Here is an 18,184-nt window from a genome sequence, read left to right as displayed (position 1 = left end):
GAGGTCAGCGAGGTGCAAGGGACAGCCCCGCCTCGCGCGCCAGGTTTCCCGTCACCTGCGGCGAAACGGAGGTTAGGCGCAGCGAGGGCGTGCCCTGCGCCGGCGGGCGGTAGCCGGGCGGCTGCAGCCCCTGAGTGGGCGACGCGGTGGGGCGCGCCGGCGGGCGCGGCTCGGCCGGGCGGGTGCTGAGCGCGGGCGAGACGCTTGGCGCGCGCGGCGCGCCGGCCACGGCCGGGGCGGCGGTGGGGTTGCCGCGCGGCTGCAGCGGAATGCTGGTGGCGGCGATGATGGCGGAGTTGGCGGGGTCTTCCGGCACCAGCCCCAGGATGGGGGCGATGCGGCTGATCACGCGCTGCGCGGCCGGCGCCGCCACCCAGCCGGCGGTCGCGTAGCCGTGCGAGTTGGCGTTGGGGTTCGGCTCGTCGATCATCACGTACAGCGCGTAGCGCGGCGCGTTGATCGGAAAGGCGCCGACAAAGGCGGCAATGCGCTTGTTGGGCAGGTAGCCGCCGCGCGGGCCGGTCTTCTGCGCCGTGCCGGTCTTGCCGCCCAGAAAGTAGCCCGGCACCTCGGCGCCCTTGGCCGAGCCGTCGGTCACCACCAGGCGCATCAGGCGGCGCACGATGTCGCTGGTCCGCTCGCTGACGATGCGCGTGCCGTCGCGCACGGTGCCGGGCGGCTGGGCCAGCAGCGTCGGCTGGCGCAGGATGCCGCCATTGGCGATGGCCGCGATGCCGGTGACCACGTGCATCGGCGTGACGCTGATGCCATGGCCGAAGGCGATGGTGAACATGTTGATTTCGCGCCAGGAGTTGGCGGGCGGCACCAGCGGCAGCGCGGTTTCCGGAAGCTCCAGGCTTTGCCGGCCCAGCATGCCGGCACTGCGCAGGAATTCGCGCTGGCGCTGCGGCCCGAAGGTCGCGGCCATGTGCGCGGCGCCGAGGTTGGACGAATAGGCCAGCACCTCGGGAAAGGAGATGACGCGGTTCTTGCCCTTGTAGTCGCTGATGGTGAAGCGGCCGTAGCGGATGGGGCGCGATGCGTCGAAGCGGCTGGTGTAGACGTTGGCGGTGCCGTACTCCAGCGCCGCCGCGGCGGTCAGCAGCTTGAAGGTGGAGCCCGGCTCGTACACGCCCACGGTGGCGCGGTTGAAGCGCTGGTCGTTGGTGGCGGCGGTGATGTCGCTGGCGTCGTAGTCCGGCAGGCTCACCATGCCGATCACCTCGGCGCTGTTGATGTCCAGCACCACGCCCACGCCGCCGATGCCGTTGAAGTCCGAGATCGCCTGGCTGACGGAATCGCGCAGCGCCAGCTGCACGCGCACGTCGATGGACAGCCGCAGCGGGTCGTCGCGCCGCGTGCTCAGCCGCTCGTTGAAATACCGCTCGACGCCCGACAGCCCCTTGCCGTCCACGTCGATGTTGCCGAGCACGTGCACGGCGGCGCGGCCCTGCGGGTAGTAGCGGCGCTCCGCGTGCTCGAAGTCCACGCCGGCGATGCCGAGGTTGATGATCCCCTGCTGCTCGCGCGGGGTCAGGGCGCGCTGGATGTAGACGAAGCCGCGGTCGCCCGAAAGACGCTCGATCAGCTTGGCGCGGTCCAGCTGCGGCAGCACGGTGCGCAGGCGGTCGGCCACGTCCGGCACGTTGTGCAGCACGCGCGGGTTGGCGGTCAGCGCCGTCACCGGCAGCGACATCGCCAGCATCTCGCCGTTGCGGTCCATGATCGGCGCGCGGGAAGCCGCGTGCTCGGCCGGCGGCGCCACGGCGCGCAGCGCGGCGTAGAGGCGCGTCGGCTCGGCCGGCGCCACCACGGTGGACCAGGCCAGCTTGCCGGCCACCGCCAGAAACAGCGCGCCGAAGCCCAGCGCCGCCACCACCAGCCGCCCGCGGCTCTTCTCAAGCTGGGCGCGGCGCAGCAGGTCGGGCTGCGTCACGCGCACATGCGCGGCGCGGGGGCCGACCGGCGGCGCGCCATCATCCACCGCCGCCGGCTGCCGCAGATGGGCGAAGCCGCGCGTCGGCACCGAGTCCGGGGAAGGCGGGGGCAGGTGGTCGCGCATGGGCTCAGCGCACCGGCACGGGGGCGGGCAGCATCGGCACGGGGGCGGCCAGCCCGCCGCGCGCCACGCCGCCCAGGCTGGAGCCGCCCAGCGAGGAGCCGCCATACGGCGAGCCGCTCGGCGCGCCGATGCTGCCGCCCGTGCCCGGCACCGGCAGGGTGGCGGCATTGGCGGAGCTGATCGGCATGTGCATCGCCTGGCGCAGCAGGCCGGGGCGGACGGCTTCGGCCACCGTCGCCTCGCGGCGCGGCGCGGCTTCGCGCACCGGGGCGGGCACGGCCACCGGCGCGGGCTCGCGCAGCGCCACCGTTTCGGCGCGGGGCACGGGCAGCGGCAGGCGGCGGCGCGGCTCCTCGGCGCGGGCCACGGCCACCGGCGCCGGGCGGGCCTCGGCCTGCACCGGCTCTGGGCGCGGCGCCGGGCGGGCGGCGGCGACCGTGGTGGGCAGAGAGGCGGCGGGCGGCGTCGCGGCGCGCGCGGCGGCCACCAGCGCGGGCGGCGGCGCCGCATGGGCGGCGGCCACGGCCACCGGGGCGGTCACCGGGGGGGCCGCGGCGGGCGGGTGCGGCGGCTCGGCGGCGGCCACCGCCGTGGCGGCGCCCGGCGGCGGGGCGAACAGGTTGACCGGCCCGGCAAAGGCCACCGCCACCGGCAGCTTCCGCTCCAGCTCCGGCAGGCGCAGGAACTGCGCGGGCGTCATGGTTTCCAGCGGCAGGTACTTCTGCGCCACCTGGCGCAGCCGCTCCGGCTCGTTGAGCAGGGCCCACTCCGCCTTCAGCACCTGGGTGCGGTCGCGCGCCTGCTCCGTGCGGCGCTGGAGATCACGCAACTCGCGGTCGAGGTGCCGTGCGGCGTCCTCGGCGCGGTACACGTTCCAGCCGACCACGCAGAAGGCGGTGATGGCGATGACGGTCAGGGGGCGGAACATGATGCCTCCTCAATTCTCTCGATGACCCGCAGCCGGGCGGAACGGGCACGCGGGTTGGCCGATGTCTCGGCCTCCCCGGGACGCAGGGCGTTGTTGACCACCAGCCGGAAGGGCGCCGCCCCCGGCCGGTCCAGGTTGACGGGCACGTACCGGGAAACCCCCGGCGCGCGCCCGGCCACCTGCTGCATGAAACGCTTGACGAGGCGGTCTTCCAGCGAATGAAACGCCACCACAACCAATCGGCCGCCGGGCGCCAGCAGGGAGGCCGCGGCCTTGAGGCCACGCTCCACCTCGCCCAGCTCGTCGTTCACCTTCAGGCGCAGCGCCTGGAAGGAGCGCGTCGCGCTGTCCATGCCGGACGGGTCGCGCGGCATGCAGGAATGGATGATCTTGACCAGCTGCGCGGTGGTCTCGATCGGTGCCTCCCGCCGGGCGGCGACGATGGTGCGGGCGATGCGGCGGGAATGCCGCTCCTCGCCCAGCTGCCACAGCACGTCGGCCAGCTCGGCCTCGGGCAGGCGGTTCACCAGGTCGGCGGCGGAAGGCCCGTCGCGTTCCATGCGCATGTCCAGCGGGCCGTCAAAGCGGAACGAAAAGCCGCGCTCCGCCTGGTCGATCTGAAAGGACGACACGCCGAGGTCCAGCACGATGCCGTCCAGCGGCCCTTCCACCAACTCCGCCATGTCGCCGAAGCGGCCCTGCACGAGGTGCAGCCGGCCGGGAAAGCGCGCGGCCACGGCGGCGCCCCGGGCAATGGCGTCCGGGTCGCGGTCGATGGCGTGCAGCGTGCAGTCGGCCGCCCCCAGAATGGCCGAGGCATAGCCACCGCCGCCGAAGGTGCCGTCCAGGTAGCGGCCGCCGTCGCGCGGGGCGAGGGTTTGCAGCACCTCCGCCAGCATGACCGGGATGTGGCCGGGGGTCATGGCGTTCATGCCGCGCTTCCCGGGCCGGCGGCGGCGGCGGCGCGCAGCGTCAGGGCGCGCTCGCGGGCCCGCTCGCGCGCGGCCTCCGTGTGGCGCCGGGCGGCCTCGGGCTCCCAGATCTGGAACATCTTGCCCAGGCCCACGAAGGAGATGGATTCGCCAAGGCCGGCATGGGAGATCAGCAGCTCGGGCAGCAGGATGCGGCCTTCGGCGTCGGGGCGCATCGGATGCGCATCGGCAAACAGGGCGGCGGCCATGTCATCCTGCGCGTCGGAAAACACATCGAACTGGTCCAGGCCGCCGGCCAGCGCCTCGAAGGCCGGCATCGGCCAGGCTTCCAGGCAGTTGTCGCGGTGGGAAGGGCGGATCACGATCTCTTCGGTCCCGAGGCGCGCCAGTTCGGCCCGAAACGGAGCGGGAACGGAAGTGCGCCCCTTCCGATCCAGCCGATTGGTGTGTGTCCCCATGAACCGGGCCATGATGTCGCCGCCTATCCCCCTTCGCGGCATGCCTTGCGGCACGTATCGGCCGGGAAAGCGGCCGGTGAGGTCCCCCGACCCCACCGGCTCACCCGACCATCCCTGCACCGATCCTTCGCCCCCCCGAGCTCATGGATCGTTTATGGGATGGCATGGGATATCATGGGTTGTAACCAGTCAGCAAGGGCTAAACCGGGGTTGCGCATCTGGCCAAAACGTGCGCGATCAACCACTTGAAGCGCGAGCTTCAGTGGAATCGCCAGAAATGATGCAGACTGTGTCCTGGGTGCGTCAGACGGCCTGTAAGCCGGGTTCTGTCCCCCTGGCGGATGCGACTCCGCCAGGATAGGCGACCATTCCTCTGGGACTCGGTTCGCACCGAGCCTCACGCGGCCAACCCGGGGAACGGGGCGGGAACGCCCCTGCGGTCGGTACCCTTTCGGGCCATCCCGCCGGTTCCCCCTATTCGGCCTTGCTCCCGGTGGGGTTTACCCTGCCGCCCCTGTCGCCAGGGGCGCGGTGCGCTTTTACCGCACCGTTTCACCCATCCCCGCGAGACCGGAGTCGCGCGGTCGGTTTGTTTTCTGTGGCACTGTCCCTGGGGTCGCCCCCGCCGGTCGTTGACCGGCACCGTATTCCCGTGGAGCCCGGACTTTCCTCCAGCACGGGATCGCTCCCGTGCCAGCGGCCGCCCGGCCGTCTGACGCGGGGCAGCAAGTGCGCTGGCGCGGCGGGGAAGTCAATCGGGGGGTCAGCCCGCCAAGCTGTCCGGCCGGGCGCCGGCATCGGCCAGCGCTGCCACGGCATCCAGCCGCGCCAGGGTGCCGGAGTCGGCCTCGCCATCCACCCGCTCGGGGCGGAAGCGGCGCTGAAAGGCCCGCAGCGCCACCGCCGGCCGCGCCGGGTCCACGGGATAGCCGATGCGCGACAGCAGCGCCGCCGCCCGCGCCATGCCGCCGTCCGGCCGGTCGCCGCCGCTGCCGTCCACGCCCACGGGCCAGAAGCCGATGCCGTTGGCGGCCAGCCCTTCCCAGTCGAACAACTCGCCCGGGTCCTGCTTGCGGTCGGGCGCGATGTCGCTGTGCCCCACCACGTTCACCGCCGGGATGGGGTGGCGGCCCAGGATGTCCAGGCACAGGTCGGCCACCGCCGCCATCTGCAACGCCGGAAACTCGCGATAGCCCCACTCGTGGCCGGGATTGACGATCTCGATGCCGATGGAACGGCCGTTCAGTGTCTGGTTGCCCCGCCAGAAGGACACGCCGGCATGCCAGGCACGGCGCTCCTCCGGCACCAGCCGCCACACCAGCCCGTCCTCTTCCACCAGGTAATGGCAGGACACGCGGGGCAGCGGCGCCGGCGGTTCGGGGTCGCACAGCCGGTCCAGCGCCGCCCTGGCGGTCTTCATGCCGGTGTAATGCAGCACCAGCATATCCACCGGCGTGCCGGGCGGCCGCTCGTCATGGTTGGGGCTGGGGCACTCGCGCGGGGCGGGGGTCACAGGTTGCGCGCCCGCTTGATGCGGTCCCAGGCGGCGTTGATCTCCGCCACCCGGCGCGTGGCGCCGCGCATCAGCTCCTCCGACATGCCGCCCTTGGCGGCCAGGCTGTCCGGGTGGTGCTCGCGCATCAACTGGCGCCACGCCAGCCGCACTTCCTCGTCCGAGGCACCTTCGCGCACGCCCAGCACGGAATAGGGGTCGACGCCGATCGGCTCCACGCCGCGGGCGCGGCCGGTGCTGGCGCGCTCGCCCGCCGCCTCGTCCAGCCGGAAGGCGGTGCGCACGCGGGCCAGGAAGATGGCCTCGCCGCGGGTCAGCGGGCCATCGGCGCGGGCGATGTGGTGCAGGGCGGTCAGCACCTCCTCCAGCATCTGCGGCGTGTCGGCGAAGACCACGCCCATGCGGTTGGCGAAGGCCTCGTAGCCGCCCTGGGCTTCGCGGGCGCGGTCGAACAGCAGGCCGACGTCGCGCATGTTCTCGTCCGGAATGCGGAACACCCGCTTGAAGGCGTCGATCTCCTCGCGCTTCACCGGGCCGTCGCTCTTGGCCAGCTTGGCGGACAGCACGATCACGCCGATGGAAAAGAGCTGGTCGCGGTTGGTGATCTGCGCGGCCAGCTCCGGCCGGGGGTCCAGCTCGGGCGCGCGGGTGCCGTTCTCCGCCGCGTGGCCCAGGGCCGCGCCCATCACGGCGCCGAACGGCCCGCCCATCGCGAAGCCCGCCATGCCGCCGATGATCTTGCCCCAGAAACTCAAGGCCACGCCGCTCCCGATCCGCTCCCTCCTGCCCTACCATGCCGCATCGCACGCTGCCATGCCGGGCTGTGCTCCTGGGGAAGCAAAGCCGAGGCAAAGCGGCGGCAAACGGCGGCAAAGCGGTTGCAAGCCGCGCGCCCGGGCGCCACACGGGGGAAACAGACAGGCTGGAGATCACGATGGGCGCGAGGGGCTGGCAGTTCTGGGTGGATCGCGGCGGCACCTTCACGGACATCGTGGCGCGCGACCCCGCCGGCCGCCTGTCCACCCGCAAGCTGCTGTCGGAGAATCCGGAGCGCTACCGCGACGCCGCCGTCGCCGGCATCCGCGCCACCCTGGGCCTGCCGGACGGCGCCGCCATCCCGCCCGGGGTGGTGGAGGCGGTGAAGATGGGCACCACGGTCGCCACCAACGCCCTGCTGGAGCGCAAGGGCGAGCGGGTGCTGCTGTTGGTCAACCCCGGCTTCGCGGACATGCCGCGCATCGGCAACCAGGCGCGCCCCCGGCTGTTCGACCTCGACATCCGCCTGCCGGAGCTGCTGCACGAGCGGGTGGCCGAGGTCGGCGGCCGCATCGGCCCCGACGGCGCCGAGGTGGCGCCGCTGGACGAGGCCGCCGCCCGGCAGGCGCTGGACGCGGCCTTCGCGGCCGGCATCCGCGCCGTGGCGGTGGTGCTGATGCACAGCTGGACCAACCCGGCGCACGAGCAGCGCCTCGGCGCCATCGCCCGCGAGGCCGGCTTCACCCAGGTGACGCTGAGCCACCAGGCCAGCCCCCTGCCGCGCATCGTGCCGCGCGGCGACACGGCGGTGGTGGACGCCTACCTGTCCCCCATCCTGCGCCGCTACGTGGAGCAGGTGGGCGAGGAGCTGCGCCCGGCGGCGGGGGCCGAGGCGCCGCGCCTGTACTTCATGCAGTCCTCTGGCGGGCTGACCCTCGCGGAAACCTTTCAGGGCAAGGACGCCATCCTGTCCGGGCCGGCGGGCGGCATTGTCGGCGCGGCGCGCACGGCGGCCATGGCGGGGTTCGACCGCATCATCGGCTTCGACATGGGCGGCACCTCCACGGACGTGGCGCTCTACGCCGGCGCCTTTGAACGGGCCTTCGAGACGGTGGTGGCCGGCATCCGCATGCGCGCCCCGATGATGGCCATCAACACGGTGGCGGCCGGCGGCGGCTCCATCCTGCATTTCGACGGCGCGCGCTTCCGGGTCGGGCCGGATTCGGCCGGCGCCGTGCCGGGCCCCGCCAGCTACCGCCGCGGCGGCCCGCTGACGGTGACGGACGCCAACGTCATGGTGGGCAAGATCCAGCCCGCGCAGTTCCCCGCCCTGTTCGGCCCCCAGGGCGACCAGCCGCTGGACGCGTCGGTGGTGCGGGACAAGTTCGCGGCGCTGGCCGCGGAGGTCGCCGCCGCGACCGGCGCGCCCGCCCAGGACCCGCGCGCGCTGGCGGAAGGCTTTTTGCGCATCGCGGTGGCCAACATGGCCAATGCCATCAAGCAGGTGTCGGTGCAGAAGGGCCACGACGCCACCCGCTTCGCCTTGCAGTGCTTCGGCGGCGCCGGCGGCCAGCATGCCTGCCTGGTGGCGGACGAGCTGGGCATGGAAACGGTGTTCATCCACCCCTTCGCCGGCGTGCTCTCCGCCTACGGCATGGGGCTGGCCGACCAGGGCGTGATCGGCGAGGCGCCGGTGGAAGCGCCGCTGGCACCGGAGGGCATGGCCGCGCTGGCGGCGCAGCTCGATTCGCTGGCGGAACAGGGCCGCGCCGCGCTGCTGGCCCAGAGCGGCGGCAAGGAGGGCGACGCCGCCGCCCGCCTGCGCGCCGAGCGCCGCCTGCACCTGCGCTACGCCGGCACCGACAGCGTGCTGCCCATCGCCTTTGGCGACCACGCCACGGTGCTGGCCGCCTTCACCGAGGCGCACCGCCGCCGCTTCGGCTTCGCAACGCCGGAGCGCCCGGTGGTGGTGGAAGCCTGCGTGGTGGAAAGCATCGCCCCCGGCGAGGCGGTGGACGAGCCCGCCCTGGCCCCCCGCCCGGCGGGCGAGGCGCCGGTGCCGCTGGCCACCGTGTCCCTGTTCACCGCCGGCGCGGCGCAGGACGCACCGGTGTTCGACCGCGATGCCCTGCTGGCCGGCGACCGCATCCCCGGCCCGGCGCTGATCCGCGAGGCGATCGCCACCACGGTGGTGGAGCCGGGCTGGACCGCCGAGGTCACCGCCCTGAACCACCTGGTGCTGCGCCGCACCGCGCCCCGCGCCAACGCCCTCGCCGCCGCCACCGGCAGGCCCGACCCGGTGCTGCTGGAGCTGTTCAACAACCTGTTCATGAGCATCGCCGAGCAGACCGGGCTGGTGCTGCAGAACACCTCGCTGTCCGTCAACATCAAGGAACGGCTGGACTTCTCCTGCGCGCTGTTCGATGCGGGCGGGCGGCTGGTGGCCAATGCGCCGCACGTGCCGGTGCACCTGGGCGCCATGGGCGAAAGCGTGCGCGCCGTGATCCGCTCCCGGAGCGCCACCCTGAAGCCGGGCGACGTGGTGGCGCTGAACAACCCCTACAATGGCGGCAACCACCTGCCGGACATCACGGTGGTGACGCCGGTGTTCGACGAGGCGGGGGCGGAGATCCTGTTCTTCGTCGGCTCGCGCGGGCATCACGCCGATATCGGCGGCCTGACCCCCGGCTCCACGCCCCCCAACTCCACGACGCTGGAGGAGGAGGGCGTGGTGATCGACGACTTCCTGCTGGTCGATGGCGGGCGGATCCGCGAGGCGGAGTTCCGCGCCCTGCTGGCCGGCGCCAAGTACCCGGCCCGCAGCCCGGACGTGAACGTGGCCGACGTCAAGGCGCAGGTTGCCGCCAACGAGACGGGCGTGCAGGAATTGCAGCGCGCCGTGCGCGACTTCGGGCTGGACACCGTGCGCGCCTACATGCGCCACGTCATGGACAACGCGGAGGAAAGCGTCCGCGCCGCCATCGACCGGCTGTCCGACGGCGCGTTCGCCTACACCATGGACGATGGCGCGCCGCTGCGCGTGGCGGTGCGGGTGGACCGCGCGGCGCGGGCCGCGACCATCGACTTTTCCGGCACCGGGCCGCAAAGCCCGGGCAACTTCAACGCGCCCCCCGCCGTGCTGCATGCCGTGGTGCTGTACTGCTTCCGCTGCCTGGCGGGCGGCGACATCCCGCTCAACGACGGCTGCCTGGTGCCGCTGACCATCGTGCTGCCCGAGGGCACCTTTCTGTCGCCGCGCCCCGGGGCCGCCGTAGTGGCAGGCAATACGGAAGTATCGCAGGCCGTGTGCAACGCCCTGCTGGCGGCGCTGGACAGCTGCGCCAGCGCCCAGGCCACCATGAACAATCTTTTGTTCGGCGACAGCACCTACCAGTACTACGAGACGGTGTGCGGCGGCGTCGGCGCCGGCCCGGGCTTCGACGGCGCTTCCGCCGTGCAAACCCACATGACCAACACCCGCATGACCGACCCGGAGATCCTGGAGCTGCGCTACCCGGTGCGGCTGGAGGAATTCTCCATCCGCCGCGGCTCCGGCGGCGCCGGGCAATGGCGTGGCGGCGATGGCGCCCGGCGCCGCATCCGCTTTCTGCGGCCCATGCAGGCGATCATCGTGGCGTCCCGGCGCGAGGTGCCGCCGCACGGGTTGCATGGCGGCGCCGACGGCGCCCCCGGCCGGCAATGGGTGGAGCGCGCCGATGGCGGCGTGCAGCCCATGGGTGGCCGCGACCGGGCTGACCTGGCCGCCGGCGACGTGCTGGGGCTGGAAACCCCCGGCGGCGGCGGCTGGGGAAAGCCCGCCCGCTGATGGGCTGGTCCCGCCGCCTCGGCCTCGGCCTGCTGGTGCTGCTGCCGCTGCTGTTGCTCGCGCTGTGGTTCGGCCCGCGCCTGACCGACTGGAACGAGCACCGCGACCGGCTGGCCATCCTGGCCGCCGGGCGGCTGGGCCAGCCGGTGATGCTGACCGGACCGGTGAAGCTGGCGCTGCTGCCGCAGCCCATGCTGGAAGCCGGCGGCGTGACCATCGGCGATGCCGACAGCGGCCTGTCCATCCAGGCCCGCGCGCTGCGGCTGCGGCTCGACCTCGGGGCGCTGCTGCGCCTGCGCCTGGAACCGCGCGAGGTGGTGCTGGTGGGCGCCGAGGTGCGGCTGCCCTGGCCGCCCACCTCCGCCCAGTCCTTCCGTCCGCCGCCGTGGCTGACCGGGCTGCGCGGCCGCATCGAGGACAGCCGCATCACCATCGGCTCCGTGGCGCTGGAGCAGGTGACGGCGGACCTCGCCGCCGGCGGCACGCTGGACGCGCTGCGCATCGACGGCCGCTTCCGCTGGCGCGGGCTGGACGCCACCTTCCAAACCAGCCTGAGCCGCCCGGGCGACGACGACGCGGCGCCGCTGGCGCTGACCGTGTCCGCCAGCAATGCCTCGCTGTCCGCCAGCGGCGTGCTGCTGCCGCAGGGCGGCTTCGAGGGCACGTTGCAGGGCGGCGGCAACGACCTGGCGGCCCTGCTGCCCGGCCCCGGCGGCAACTTCCGCCTGCGTGGCCGCCTGTCCGCCACCGCCGACCTGCTGACCGCCGACGACCTGGCGCTGGACATCGCCGGCAGCCCGGCCCGCGGCGCCGCCACGCTGCGGCTGGCGCCCGAACCACGGCTGGACCTGTCGCTGGCCACCGGCCGGGTGGCGCTGGACCCCTGGGTGGCGGCGTTGCGCCAGGCCCAGGCCAACGCGGCGCAGTCCGCGGGCGCCTGGATGCTGCCCTTCGGCATCGACCTTTCGGCCGAGGCGGCGACGGCCGGCGGCATCACCCTGCGCCGGCTGCGCGCGGCGGCCTTTCTGGACGGCGAGCAGCTGACGCTGTCCGATGTCGCGGCCATTCTGCCGGGCGACACCAGCATCGAGCTGTCGGGCGCCAGCACCGGGCGCCCCGGCGCCGGCGGCAAGCTGGAAACGGCCATCCGCTTCACCGGCGGCACCCTGCGCACCACGCTGCTGGCGCTGGGCGCGAAGCTGGAACGCACCGAGCCGACGCTGCTGCGCCAGGGCGAGGGGCGCATGCGGCTGGTGCTGGAAGACACCCAGGTCGCCATGCCGGAATTCGCCGCCACCATCGACGGCGCGCGCATTTCCGGCGCCGGCGTGCTGCGCTTAGGCACGCGGCCGGCGCTGGGCCTCGGCCTCAGCTTCGACCGGCTGGACCTGGATGCCTGGCTGCCGGAGCGGGGCGACCTGCTGGAGCTGGCCACCGGCAACACCGGCTGGGACGCCAACCTGCGGCTGGCCGCCGAGCAGGCCAGCTGGCGCGGCACCGCGCTGGAACGGCTGTCGGTGGACGCGGCGCTGGAAGCCGGCCGGCTGACCGCGCGCCGCGTGTCCGCCAAGCTGGCGGGGGGCGAGGCGGCGCTGAGCGGCGTGCTGGCCCCGGCCACGGCCGCCGCCGGCAACACCCCCGCCAGCCCGGCGCGGCTGGCCGACGTGGCGCTGGAGGTGAGCGCCCCCGTGGCGCGGCCCATGCTGGCGCTGCTGCCGGCCACCTGGCCCGCGATCCGCGACGCCACGGCACCGATCGCCGGCCAGCCGCTGGCGCTGCGCCTGTCCGCCAGCGGCCCGCTGACCGCGCTGGCGCTGCGCGGCGGGCTGGACCTGGGCGAGGCCCGCATGGAAGCCAGCGGCACGCTGGACAGCCAGGCCCGCCGCTTTGGCGGCACGCTGACGCTGCGCCACCCCGGCGCGCCGCGCTTCGCGGCGGAGGCCCTGCAGGTGCCCGCGCCGGAATGGCTGGGCGAGGGCTCGTTTTCGCTGATCGCCGCCATCGCCGCCACGCCGCGCGGCGGGCAGTTGGATGGCATCGACCTCGTGGCCGGCCAGCTGCGCGCCGGCGGGCAGCTGGCCCTGGCCCTGGCGCCCGCCGCCCGGCCGCGCCTGACCGGGCGCATTCAGGCCGAGCGCCTGCCGCTGCCCGCGCCGCTGGGCGGCGAGGAGCCGTTGCCCCTGGCGCCGCTGCGGCTGCTGGATGCCGAGCTGGCCCTGACCGCCGCGCGCGTGCTGCCCCCCTGGGGCCCCACCCTGACCCAGGCCGCCGCCACGCTGCGGCTGAATGGCGGCGTCCTGTCGCTGGACCAGATGCGGGCGGAGGCGGCCGGCGGGCAGGCGGAAGGCACGGCGACGCTGGATGGCGCCGCCACGCCGCCGCAGGCCACGGCGCAGCTGCGGCTGTCCGGCATGGCGCTGCCCGGGCCGCTGTCCGGGCTGCCGCTTGACGCGTCGGCCGGGCAGGCCGATGCCGCGCTGGACCTGTGGGCCACCGGCCACAGCCCCGCCGCCATGCTGTCCACCCTGGGCGGCACGGCGCAGGTGACGCTGCGCGGCGGCACGCTGACGGGCATCGACCTTGGCGAGGCGTTGCGCGCCGCCGCGCGGCCGGACGCGGCGGAAGCGCTGCGGCGGGCCATGATGGGCGGCGCCACGGCCTTCGACCAGCTGGATGCCACGCTGCGGCTGAATGCCGGGCGGGCCATGTTGCAGCAGGGGCGCATTGCCCTGGACGGGCAGGGCGGCGCCGCCACGGTGGCGGGCGAGCTGGACTTGGCGCGCGGCAGCCTGGACCTCGCGCTGCTGCTGGCACCGCCGGAAGGCCCGCCTTTCGGGCTGCGCCTGACCGGGCCGTGGCAACAGCCGCGCCGGGTGCCTGACCTAGCCGACTGGCTGCGCTGGAAGGCGGCGCAGCCCTAGGGGCGGTGCAGCAGCGCCTGCACCCGCAGGGCGCTGGTCAGCGGCACGCCGGAGTCCAGCCGCTGCTCGTCCACCGCCTGCACCAGCTTGGCCAGCGGCCGGCCCTGCGCCGCCGCCAGTGCTTCCAGCGCGCCCCAGAAAGTCGGCTCCAGCGCCACGCTGGTGCGGTGGCCCGCCAGCGAGAAGGAGCGCTTTTCCAGATGCGCGCCGGTCATGTTCTCAGCCGCCGCCGCCGGGCAGCGAGGCGCCGGGGCTGACCATCTCCTCCGGCTTCACCCAGGCGTCGAAGTCGGCGGGCGACACGAAGCCGAGCTGCTCGGCGGCGTCGCGCAGCGTCAGGTTCTCCGCCAGGGCCTTTTTGCCGATCTGCACGGCCTTGTCGTAGCCGATGCGCGGGTTCAGCACGGTCACCAGCATCAGCGACTTGGCCAGGTTTTCCGCGATGCGCGGCAGGTTGGGCTCCAGCTTGTCCACCATGTTGTGGGCAAAGGATTCCGTGGCATCGGCCAGCAGCGTGACCGATTGCAGCACCGCCTGGATGATCACCGGCTTGAAGACGTTGAGCTCCAGGTGCCCCTGCGCCGCGGCGACGGTGACGGTGGTCTGGTTGCCCATCACCTGGGCTGCCACCATGGTCAGCGCTTCCGACTGCGTCGGGTTGGTCTTGCCCGGCATGATGGAGGAGGACAGCCCGTCCGCCGGGATGAACAGCTCGGAAAAGCCGGACCGCGGGCCGCTGCCCAGCAGCCGCACGTCGTTGGCGATCTTGTTGCAGGACACCGCCAGCACGTTCAGCGCCCCGTGCAGCTCCACAAAGGCGTCGTGCGCCCCCATGCCCTCGAACTTGTCCGGGTTGGCGCGGAAGTGCAGGCCGGTCAGGGCGGACACCTTCTCGCAGAACACGCGGTCGAATGCGGCATGGGTGTTCAGCCCGGTGCCGGTGGCGGTGCCGCCCTGGGGCAGCTGCAGCAGCCGGGGCAGGGTGGCCTCCACGCGGGCGATGCCGTGGCCGATCTGGCTGGCCCAGGCATGGAACTCCTGGCCCAGCGTCACGGGCACCGCGTCCATCAGGTGGGTGCGGCCCACCTTGACCACCTTCTGCCACTGCTCCGCGCGCCGGCTCAGCGAGGCGTGCAGGACCTTGAGCGCCGGGATCAGCCGCGCCGTGACCGCCTCCGCCGCCGCGATGTGCATGACGGTGGGGAAGCTGTCGTTGGAGGACTGGCCACGGTTGACGTGGTCGTTGGGGTGCACGGGCTTGCGGCTGCCCAGCGGCGATCCCAGCACCTCGTTGGCGCGGTTGGAGATCACCTCGTTGGCGTTCATGTTGGTTTGCGTGCCGGAGCCGGTCTGCCACACGGGCAGGGGGAAGTCGGCGTCACGCAGCCCTTCCGCGATCTCGGCGGCGGCGGAGGCGATCGGGTCGGCGATCTCGGCCGGCAACTCGCCCAGCTGCTTGTTGGCCTCGGCCGCCGCCTGCTTCTGCAGGCCCACGGCGCGGATCAGCGCGCGCGGAAAGCGCTCCGTGCCGATGCGGAACAGCAGCCGGGCGCGCTCGGTCTGCGGGCCCCAGTAGCGGCCCTGTTCGATCTCGATGGTGCCGAGGCTGTCGGTTTCGGTGCGGGTGGTCATGCGGTGGAAGCTCCCCGTTGGGCCTCGCCCCGGGGCGGCGGGGGCGGGCGGGCGGCGCTGCGGACCACCGCAGGGGAGTGCGGCCTCAGCGCCTGGATCATAAGGCTCAGGCGCGGATATGGGGAGGCCGGAGGCGGGGGCCTATGCGAAACCCCCGGGGCTGCTGCCCCGGGGGTTCGTGAAACCTTACCAGTAAGGCCGGCCGTAGTAGCGCGGCGGCGGCGCGTAATAGGCCACCGGCGGCGGGGGCGGCGCGTAGTACACGGGCGGCGGCGGCGCGTAGTAGGCCACCGGCGGCGCGTAATAGGCGGGCGGCGGGGGCGGCGCGTAATAAGCCGGCGGCGGCGGGGCGGCGATGGCGGCGCCCGCCAGGGCGCCCACCGCCAGGCCGCCGATGATGCCGGCGGCCACGGCACCGCCACCGGGGCCGCGGCGATGCCAACCCTGGGCCTCGGCGGCGGGGGAAGCGGCCATCAGCGCCACGCCGGTCAGACCGGCCAGGGCCAAGGCCCGGAAGCTTTTCGTCATGTCACCCTCCTGGGCTTACGCATCCCCAATATAGCGACGATCAGCGCCGGAATATGGCGGCGCTGGGGTAAGATCGTGGTGAGCGATGTTACCAACTGTGCCTCAGCGCCCGTAGGTGCTGATCTCGATCAGGTTGCCATCCGGGTCGCGGCAGTACACCGAGGTGATGGGGCCGAGCGCGCCGACCTTGGGCGCCGGCCCGTCCTCGATGGTCACGCCGCATTCGCGGAGGTGGGACACGATGTCGTCCGGCCCCACCGCCACCACGAAGCACAGGTCCACGGTGCCGACCTGCGGATTGTGGCTGGACGACCAGTCGGCCTGGCTGGACTCCGCCGGGCGCAGGTTGATCTTCTGGCCGCCGAAGCGCAGCGCCGTGCGGCGCTTCTCGCCGAAGGCCTCGCGCTCCATGCCCAGCACGCGCTGGTACCAGGAGGCACTGATCTCCTCGTCGCGGCAGGTGATGACCAGGTGGTCCAGACGGTCGACGGAAAACCGCATCAGCGCGCATCCTCTTGCCGGCGCCGCAGCCGGGCGGTCACCTCGATCTCGATCTTCATGGCCTCGTCCTGCAGCCCGGCGTGCAGCAGCGTGGCGGCGGGGCGCGCCCGCCCCAGCCACTTGCGCGTCACCGGCCAGCAGGGTTCCCAGTCCGCGCGCTCGGGCACGATGTAGGTGACGCGGACCACGTCCCCCATGGTCGCACCCGCCTCGTGCAGCGCCAGGTCGATGTTGCCGAAGGCGCGCTCGGCCTGCGCCACCACGCCGTCTTCCAGCCGCATGGTGCTGTAGTCCATGCCCGTGGTGCCGGACACGAACACCCAGTCGCCATCCACCACCGCGCGGGAATAGCCGATCTGTTCCTCGAAGCGGCTGCCCGAGGTGACGAGGCGGCGGGCCAAGGCGGCGCTACTCCAGGCCGTCGTAGAAGTCGTGGCCCTCGTCGTCGACCACGATAAAGGCAGGGAAGTCCTCCACCTCGATCTTCCACACCGCTTCCATGCCGAGCTCGGGATATTCCAGCACCTCGACCTTGCGGATGCAGTCCTGCGCGAGGCGCGCGGCGGGGCCGCCGACCGAGCCGAGGTAGAAGCCGCCGAACTGTTGGCAGGCCTTGGTCACGGCCTTGGAGCGGTTGCCCTTGGCCAGCATCACCAGGCTGCCGCCGGCCTCCTGGAAGGCCGCCACGTAGCTGTCCATCCGCCCGGCGGTGGTGGGGCCGAAGGAGCCGGTGGGCATCCCTTCCGGCGTCTTGGCGGGGCCGGCGTAGTAGACCGGGTGGTCCTTCAGGTACTGCGGCAGGCCCTCGCCCCGGTCCAGCCGCTCCTGCAGCTTGGCGTGCGCGATGTCGCGCGCCACCACGATGGTGCCGGTCAGCGACACGCGGGTCTTGACCGGGTGGCGGCTCAGCTCGGCGCGGATGGCGTCCATCGGTTGGTTGAGGTCGATCTTGACCACCTCGCCGCCCAGGATGTCGTCGGTCGCTTCCGGCAGGAAGCGGGCGGGGTCGTGCTCCAGCGCCTCGATGAACACGCCTTCCGGCGTGATCTTGGCCTTCACCTGCCGGTCGGCCGAGCAGGACACGCCGATGCCGATGGGCAGGCTGGCGCCGTGCCGCGGCAGGCGGATCACCCGCACGTCGTGGCAGAAATACTTGCCGCCGAACTGCGCGCCGATGCCGAGGTTCTGCGTCAGCTTGTGCACCTCCTGCTCCAGCTCCGGGTCGCGGATGCCGTGGCCGGCCTTGCTGCCCTGGGTCGGCAGGCCGTCGAGGTAGCGGGTCGATGCCAGCTTGACGGTCTTCAGCGTCGTCTCGGCCGAGGTGCCGCCGATCACGATGGCCAGGTGGTAGGGCGGGCAGGCGGAGGTGCCGAGGGTGCGGATCTTCTCTTCCAGGAAGGCCAGCAGCTTGGGCTTGTTCAGCACCGCGCGGGTCTGCTGGAACAGGAAGGTCTTGTTGGCCGAGCCGCCGCCCTTCAGCACGAACATCATGTGGAACTCGTCCGCATGGTGGTCGCCGGGGGAGGCGTAGATGTCGAACTGCACGGGCAGGTTGTTGCCGGTGTTCACTTCGTCGAACACCGTCAGCGGCGCCATCTGCGAATAGCGCAGGTTGGTCTCGGTATAGGTGCGGTGGACGCCGTAGCTCAGCGCCTCCTCCTCGTCGCCCTCGACCCAGACGCGCTGGCCCTTCTTGCCGAAGACGATGGCGGTGCCGGTGTCCTGGCACATGGGCAGCACGCCGCCGGCGGCGATGGAAGCGTTTTTCAAGAGGTCCAGCGCCACGAAGCGGTCGTTGGCGCTGGCTTCCGGGTCCTTCAGGATCTTGGCGAGCTGCTCCAGGTGGCCGGGGCGCAGGAAGTGGGACACCTCCTTGCACGCCGTGAAGGCCAGCTGCTCCAGCGCCTCGGGCGAGACCTTGAGCACCGTCTTGCCCTCGACCTCGATGGTCCGCACGCCGCCGATGTCCAGCTTGCGCCAGGTGGTCTTGTCCTCGCCCAGCGGCAGCATGGGCGAATAATCGAAGCCCTTCGTGCGCTGGGAAACGGGCATGCCGGCATCGGTTTCGGTGATCGGCGTGTCGGCCAGCGGGGCGGCGCCGGAAACGGGCGGGGTGTCGAGGGGGGT

The 18,184-nt window shown here is 73.1% G+C and carries 14 protein-coding genes and 1 other RNA gene; 2 read left to right on the top strand and 13 right to left on the bottom strand.

What is annotated here, in order from left to right; all coding sequences use genetic code 11:
- Positions 1-4: 4 nt before the first annotated feature.
- From IAI59_RS15280 to IAI59_RS15250, 7 genes are all read right to left on the bottom strand, one after another.
- A complete protein-coding gene (locus IAI59_RS15280; protein WP_207418988.1) occupies positions 5-2,062 on the bottom strand; it encodes a peptidoglycan D,D-transpeptidase FtsI family protein in 2,058 nt (685 codons plus the stop codon).
- A gap of 4 nt (positions 2,063-2,066) precedes the next feature.
- Positions 2,067-2,990, bottom strand: a complete 924-nt coding sequence (ftsL, locus tag IAI59_RS15275; RefSeq protein ID WP_207418989.1) for a cell division protein FtsL — start codon at positions 2,988-2,990, stop codon at positions 2,067-2,069.
- Entirely contained in the window at positions 2,975-3,922 is a 948-nt protein-coding gene (rsmH, locus tag IAI59_RS15270; protein WP_207418990.1) for a 16S rRNA (cytosine(1402)-N(4))-methyltransferase RsmH, read from the bottom strand. The genes ftsL and rsmH overlap by 16 nt, the downstream gene beginning before the upstream one ends.
- Positions 3,919-4,392: a division/cell wall cluster transcriptional repressor MraZ gene (gene mraZ, locus IAI59_RS15265; protein WP_207419058.1), complete on the bottom strand. Its 474-nt coding sequence runs from the start codon at positions 4,390-4,392 to the stop codon at positions 3,919-3,921. Before mraZ ends, rsmH begins: the two co-directional genes overlap by 4 nt.
- 287 nt (positions 4,393-4,679) lie before the next feature.
- Positions 4,680-5,096: RNase P RNA component class A (gene rnpB, locus IAI59_RS15260), an RNA gene on the bottom strand.
- A 47-nt stretch (positions 5,097-5,143) separates the two neighbouring features.
- Positions 5,144-5,893 carry an N-acetylmuramoyl-L-alanine amidase gene (locus IAI59_RS15255; RefSeq protein ID WP_272877390.1) on the bottom strand — a complete coding sequence of 250 codons (750 nt, stop codon included), beginning with the start codon at positions 5,891-5,893 and terminating at the stop codon, positions 5,144-5,146.
- Positions 5,890-6,648, bottom strand: coding sequence for a TerB family tellurite resistance protein (locus IAI59_RS15250; RefSeq protein WP_207419060.1), 759 nt, complete (start codon positions 6,646-6,648; stop codon positions 5,890-5,892). Before IAI59_RS15250 ends, IAI59_RS15255 begins: the two co-directional genes overlap by 4 nt.
- Before the next feature lie 179 nt (positions 6,649-6,827).
- Between IAI59_RS15250 and IAI59_RS15245 the strand changes: the two genes are divergently transcribed.
- Together IAI59_RS15245 and IAI59_RS15240 are read left to right on the top strand one after the other, a co-directional pair.
- Positions 6,828-10,475, top strand: a complete 3,648-nt coding sequence (locus tag IAI59_RS15245) for a hydantoinase B/oxoprolinase family protein (protein WP_207418991.1) — start codon at positions 6,828-6,830, stop codon at positions 10,473-10,475.
- Entirely contained in the window at positions 10,475-13,396 is a 2,922-nt protein-coding gene (locus tag IAI59_RS15240) for an AsmA family protein (protein ID WP_207418992.1), read from the top strand. Before IAI59_RS15245 ends, IAI59_RS15240 begins: the two co-directional genes overlap by 1 nt.
- Here the strand turns inward: IAI59_RS15240 and IAI59_RS15235 are convergent.
- From IAI59_RS15235 to IAI59_RS15210, 6 genes are all read right to left on the bottom strand, one after another.
- On the bottom strand, positions 13,393-13,611 hold the full coding sequence (locus tag IAI59_RS15235) for a ribbon-helix-helix domain-containing protein (RefSeq protein ID WP_207418993.1): 219 nt from the start codon (positions 13,609-13,611) through the stop codon (positions 13,393-13,395). The two genes, IAI59_RS15240 and IAI59_RS15235, sit on opposite strands and share 4 nt — an antisense overlap.
- Before the next feature lie 4 nt (positions 13,612-13,615).
- A complete protein-coding gene (locus IAI59_RS15230) occupies positions 13,616-15,028 on the bottom strand; it encodes a class II fumarate hydratase (protein WP_207418994.1) in 1,413 nt (470 codons plus the stop codon).
- 186 nt (positions 15,029-15,214) lie between these two features.
- A complete protein-coding gene (locus IAI59_RS15225; RefSeq protein ID WP_207418995.1) occupies positions 15,215-15,556 on the bottom strand; it encodes a hypothetical protein in 342 nt (113 codons plus the stop codon).
- A 102-nt stretch (positions 15,557-15,658) separates the two neighbouring features.
- Positions 15,659-16,057, bottom strand: coding sequence for a VOC family protein (locus tag IAI59_RS15220; protein ID WP_207418996.1), 399 nt, complete (start codon positions 16,055-16,057; stop codon positions 15,659-15,661).
- The gene (locus tag IAI59_RS15215) at positions 16,057-16,458 is read right to left on the bottom strand and encodes a RidA family protein (RefSeq protein ID WP_207418997.1); all 402 of its coding nucleotides are present in this window, start codon (positions 16,456-16,458) and stop codon (positions 16,057-16,059) included. The genes IAI59_RS15220 and IAI59_RS15215 overlap by 1 nt, the downstream gene beginning before the upstream one ends.
- A 7-nt stretch (positions 16,459-16,465) precedes the next feature.
- Positions 16,466-18,109, bottom strand: coding sequence for a fumarate hydratase (locus IAI59_RS15210; RefSeq protein ID WP_207419061.1), 1,644 nt, complete (start codon positions 18,107-18,109; stop codon positions 16,466-16,468).
- Positions 18,110-18,184 lie beyond the last annotated feature (75 nt).

Origin of the sequence: Roseomonas haemaphysalidis (assembly GCF_017355405.1) — a bacterium.
Lineage (GTDB): Bacteria > Pseudomonadota > Alphaproteobacteria > Acetobacterales > Acetobacteraceae > Pseudoroseomonas > Pseudoroseomonas haemaphysalidis.
This window is presented reverse-complemented; position numbering and strand designations above follow the sequence as displayed.

Excerpts from the sequence above, each read along its gene's own strand:
- IAI59_RS15280 (WP_207418988.1), bottom strand. The coding sequence starts at position 2,062 with ATGCGCGACCACCTGCCCCCGCCTTCCCCGGACTCGGTGCCGACGCGC.
- ftsL (WP_207418989.1), bottom strand. The coding sequence starts at position 2,990 with ATGTTCCGCCCCCTGACCGTCATCGCCATCACCGCCTTCTGCGTGGTC.
- rsmH (WP_207418990.1), bottom strand. The coding sequence starts at position 3,922 with ATGAACGCCATGACCCCCGGCCACATCCCGGTCATGCTGGCGGAGGTG.
- mraZ (WP_207419058.1), bottom strand. The coding sequence starts at position 4,392 with ATGGCCCGGTTCATGGGGACACACACCAATCGGCTGGATCGGAAGGGG.
- IAI59_RS15245 (WP_207418991.1), top strand. The coding sequence starts at position 6,828 with ATGGGCGCGAGGGGCTGGCAGTTCTGGGTGGATCGCGGCGGCACCTTC.
- IAI59_RS15240 (WP_207418992.1), top strand. The coding sequence starts at position 10,475 with ATGGGCTGGTCCCGCCGCCTCGGCCTCGGCCTGCTGGTGCTGCTGCCG.
- IAI59_RS15235 (WP_207418993.1), bottom strand. The coding sequence starts at position 13,611 with ATGACCGGCGCGCATCTGGAAAAGCGCTCCTTCTCGCTGGCGGGCCAC.
- IAI59_RS15230 (WP_207418994.1), bottom strand. The coding sequence starts at position 15,028 with ATGACCACCCGCACCGAAACCGACAGCCTCGGCACCATCGAGATCGAA.
- IAI59_RS15225 (WP_207418995.1), bottom strand. The coding sequence starts at position 15,556 with ATGACGAAAAGCTTCCGGGCCTTGGCCCTGGCCGGTCTGACCGGCGTG.
- IAI59_RS15220 (WP_207418996.1), bottom strand. The coding sequence starts at position 16,057 with ATGCGGTTTTCCGTCGACCGTCTGGACCACCTGGTCATCACCTGCCGC.
- IAI59_RS15210 (WP_207419061.1), bottom strand. The coding sequence starts at position 18,109 with ATGCCCGTTTCCCAGCGCACGAAGGGCTTCGATTATTCGCCCATGCTG.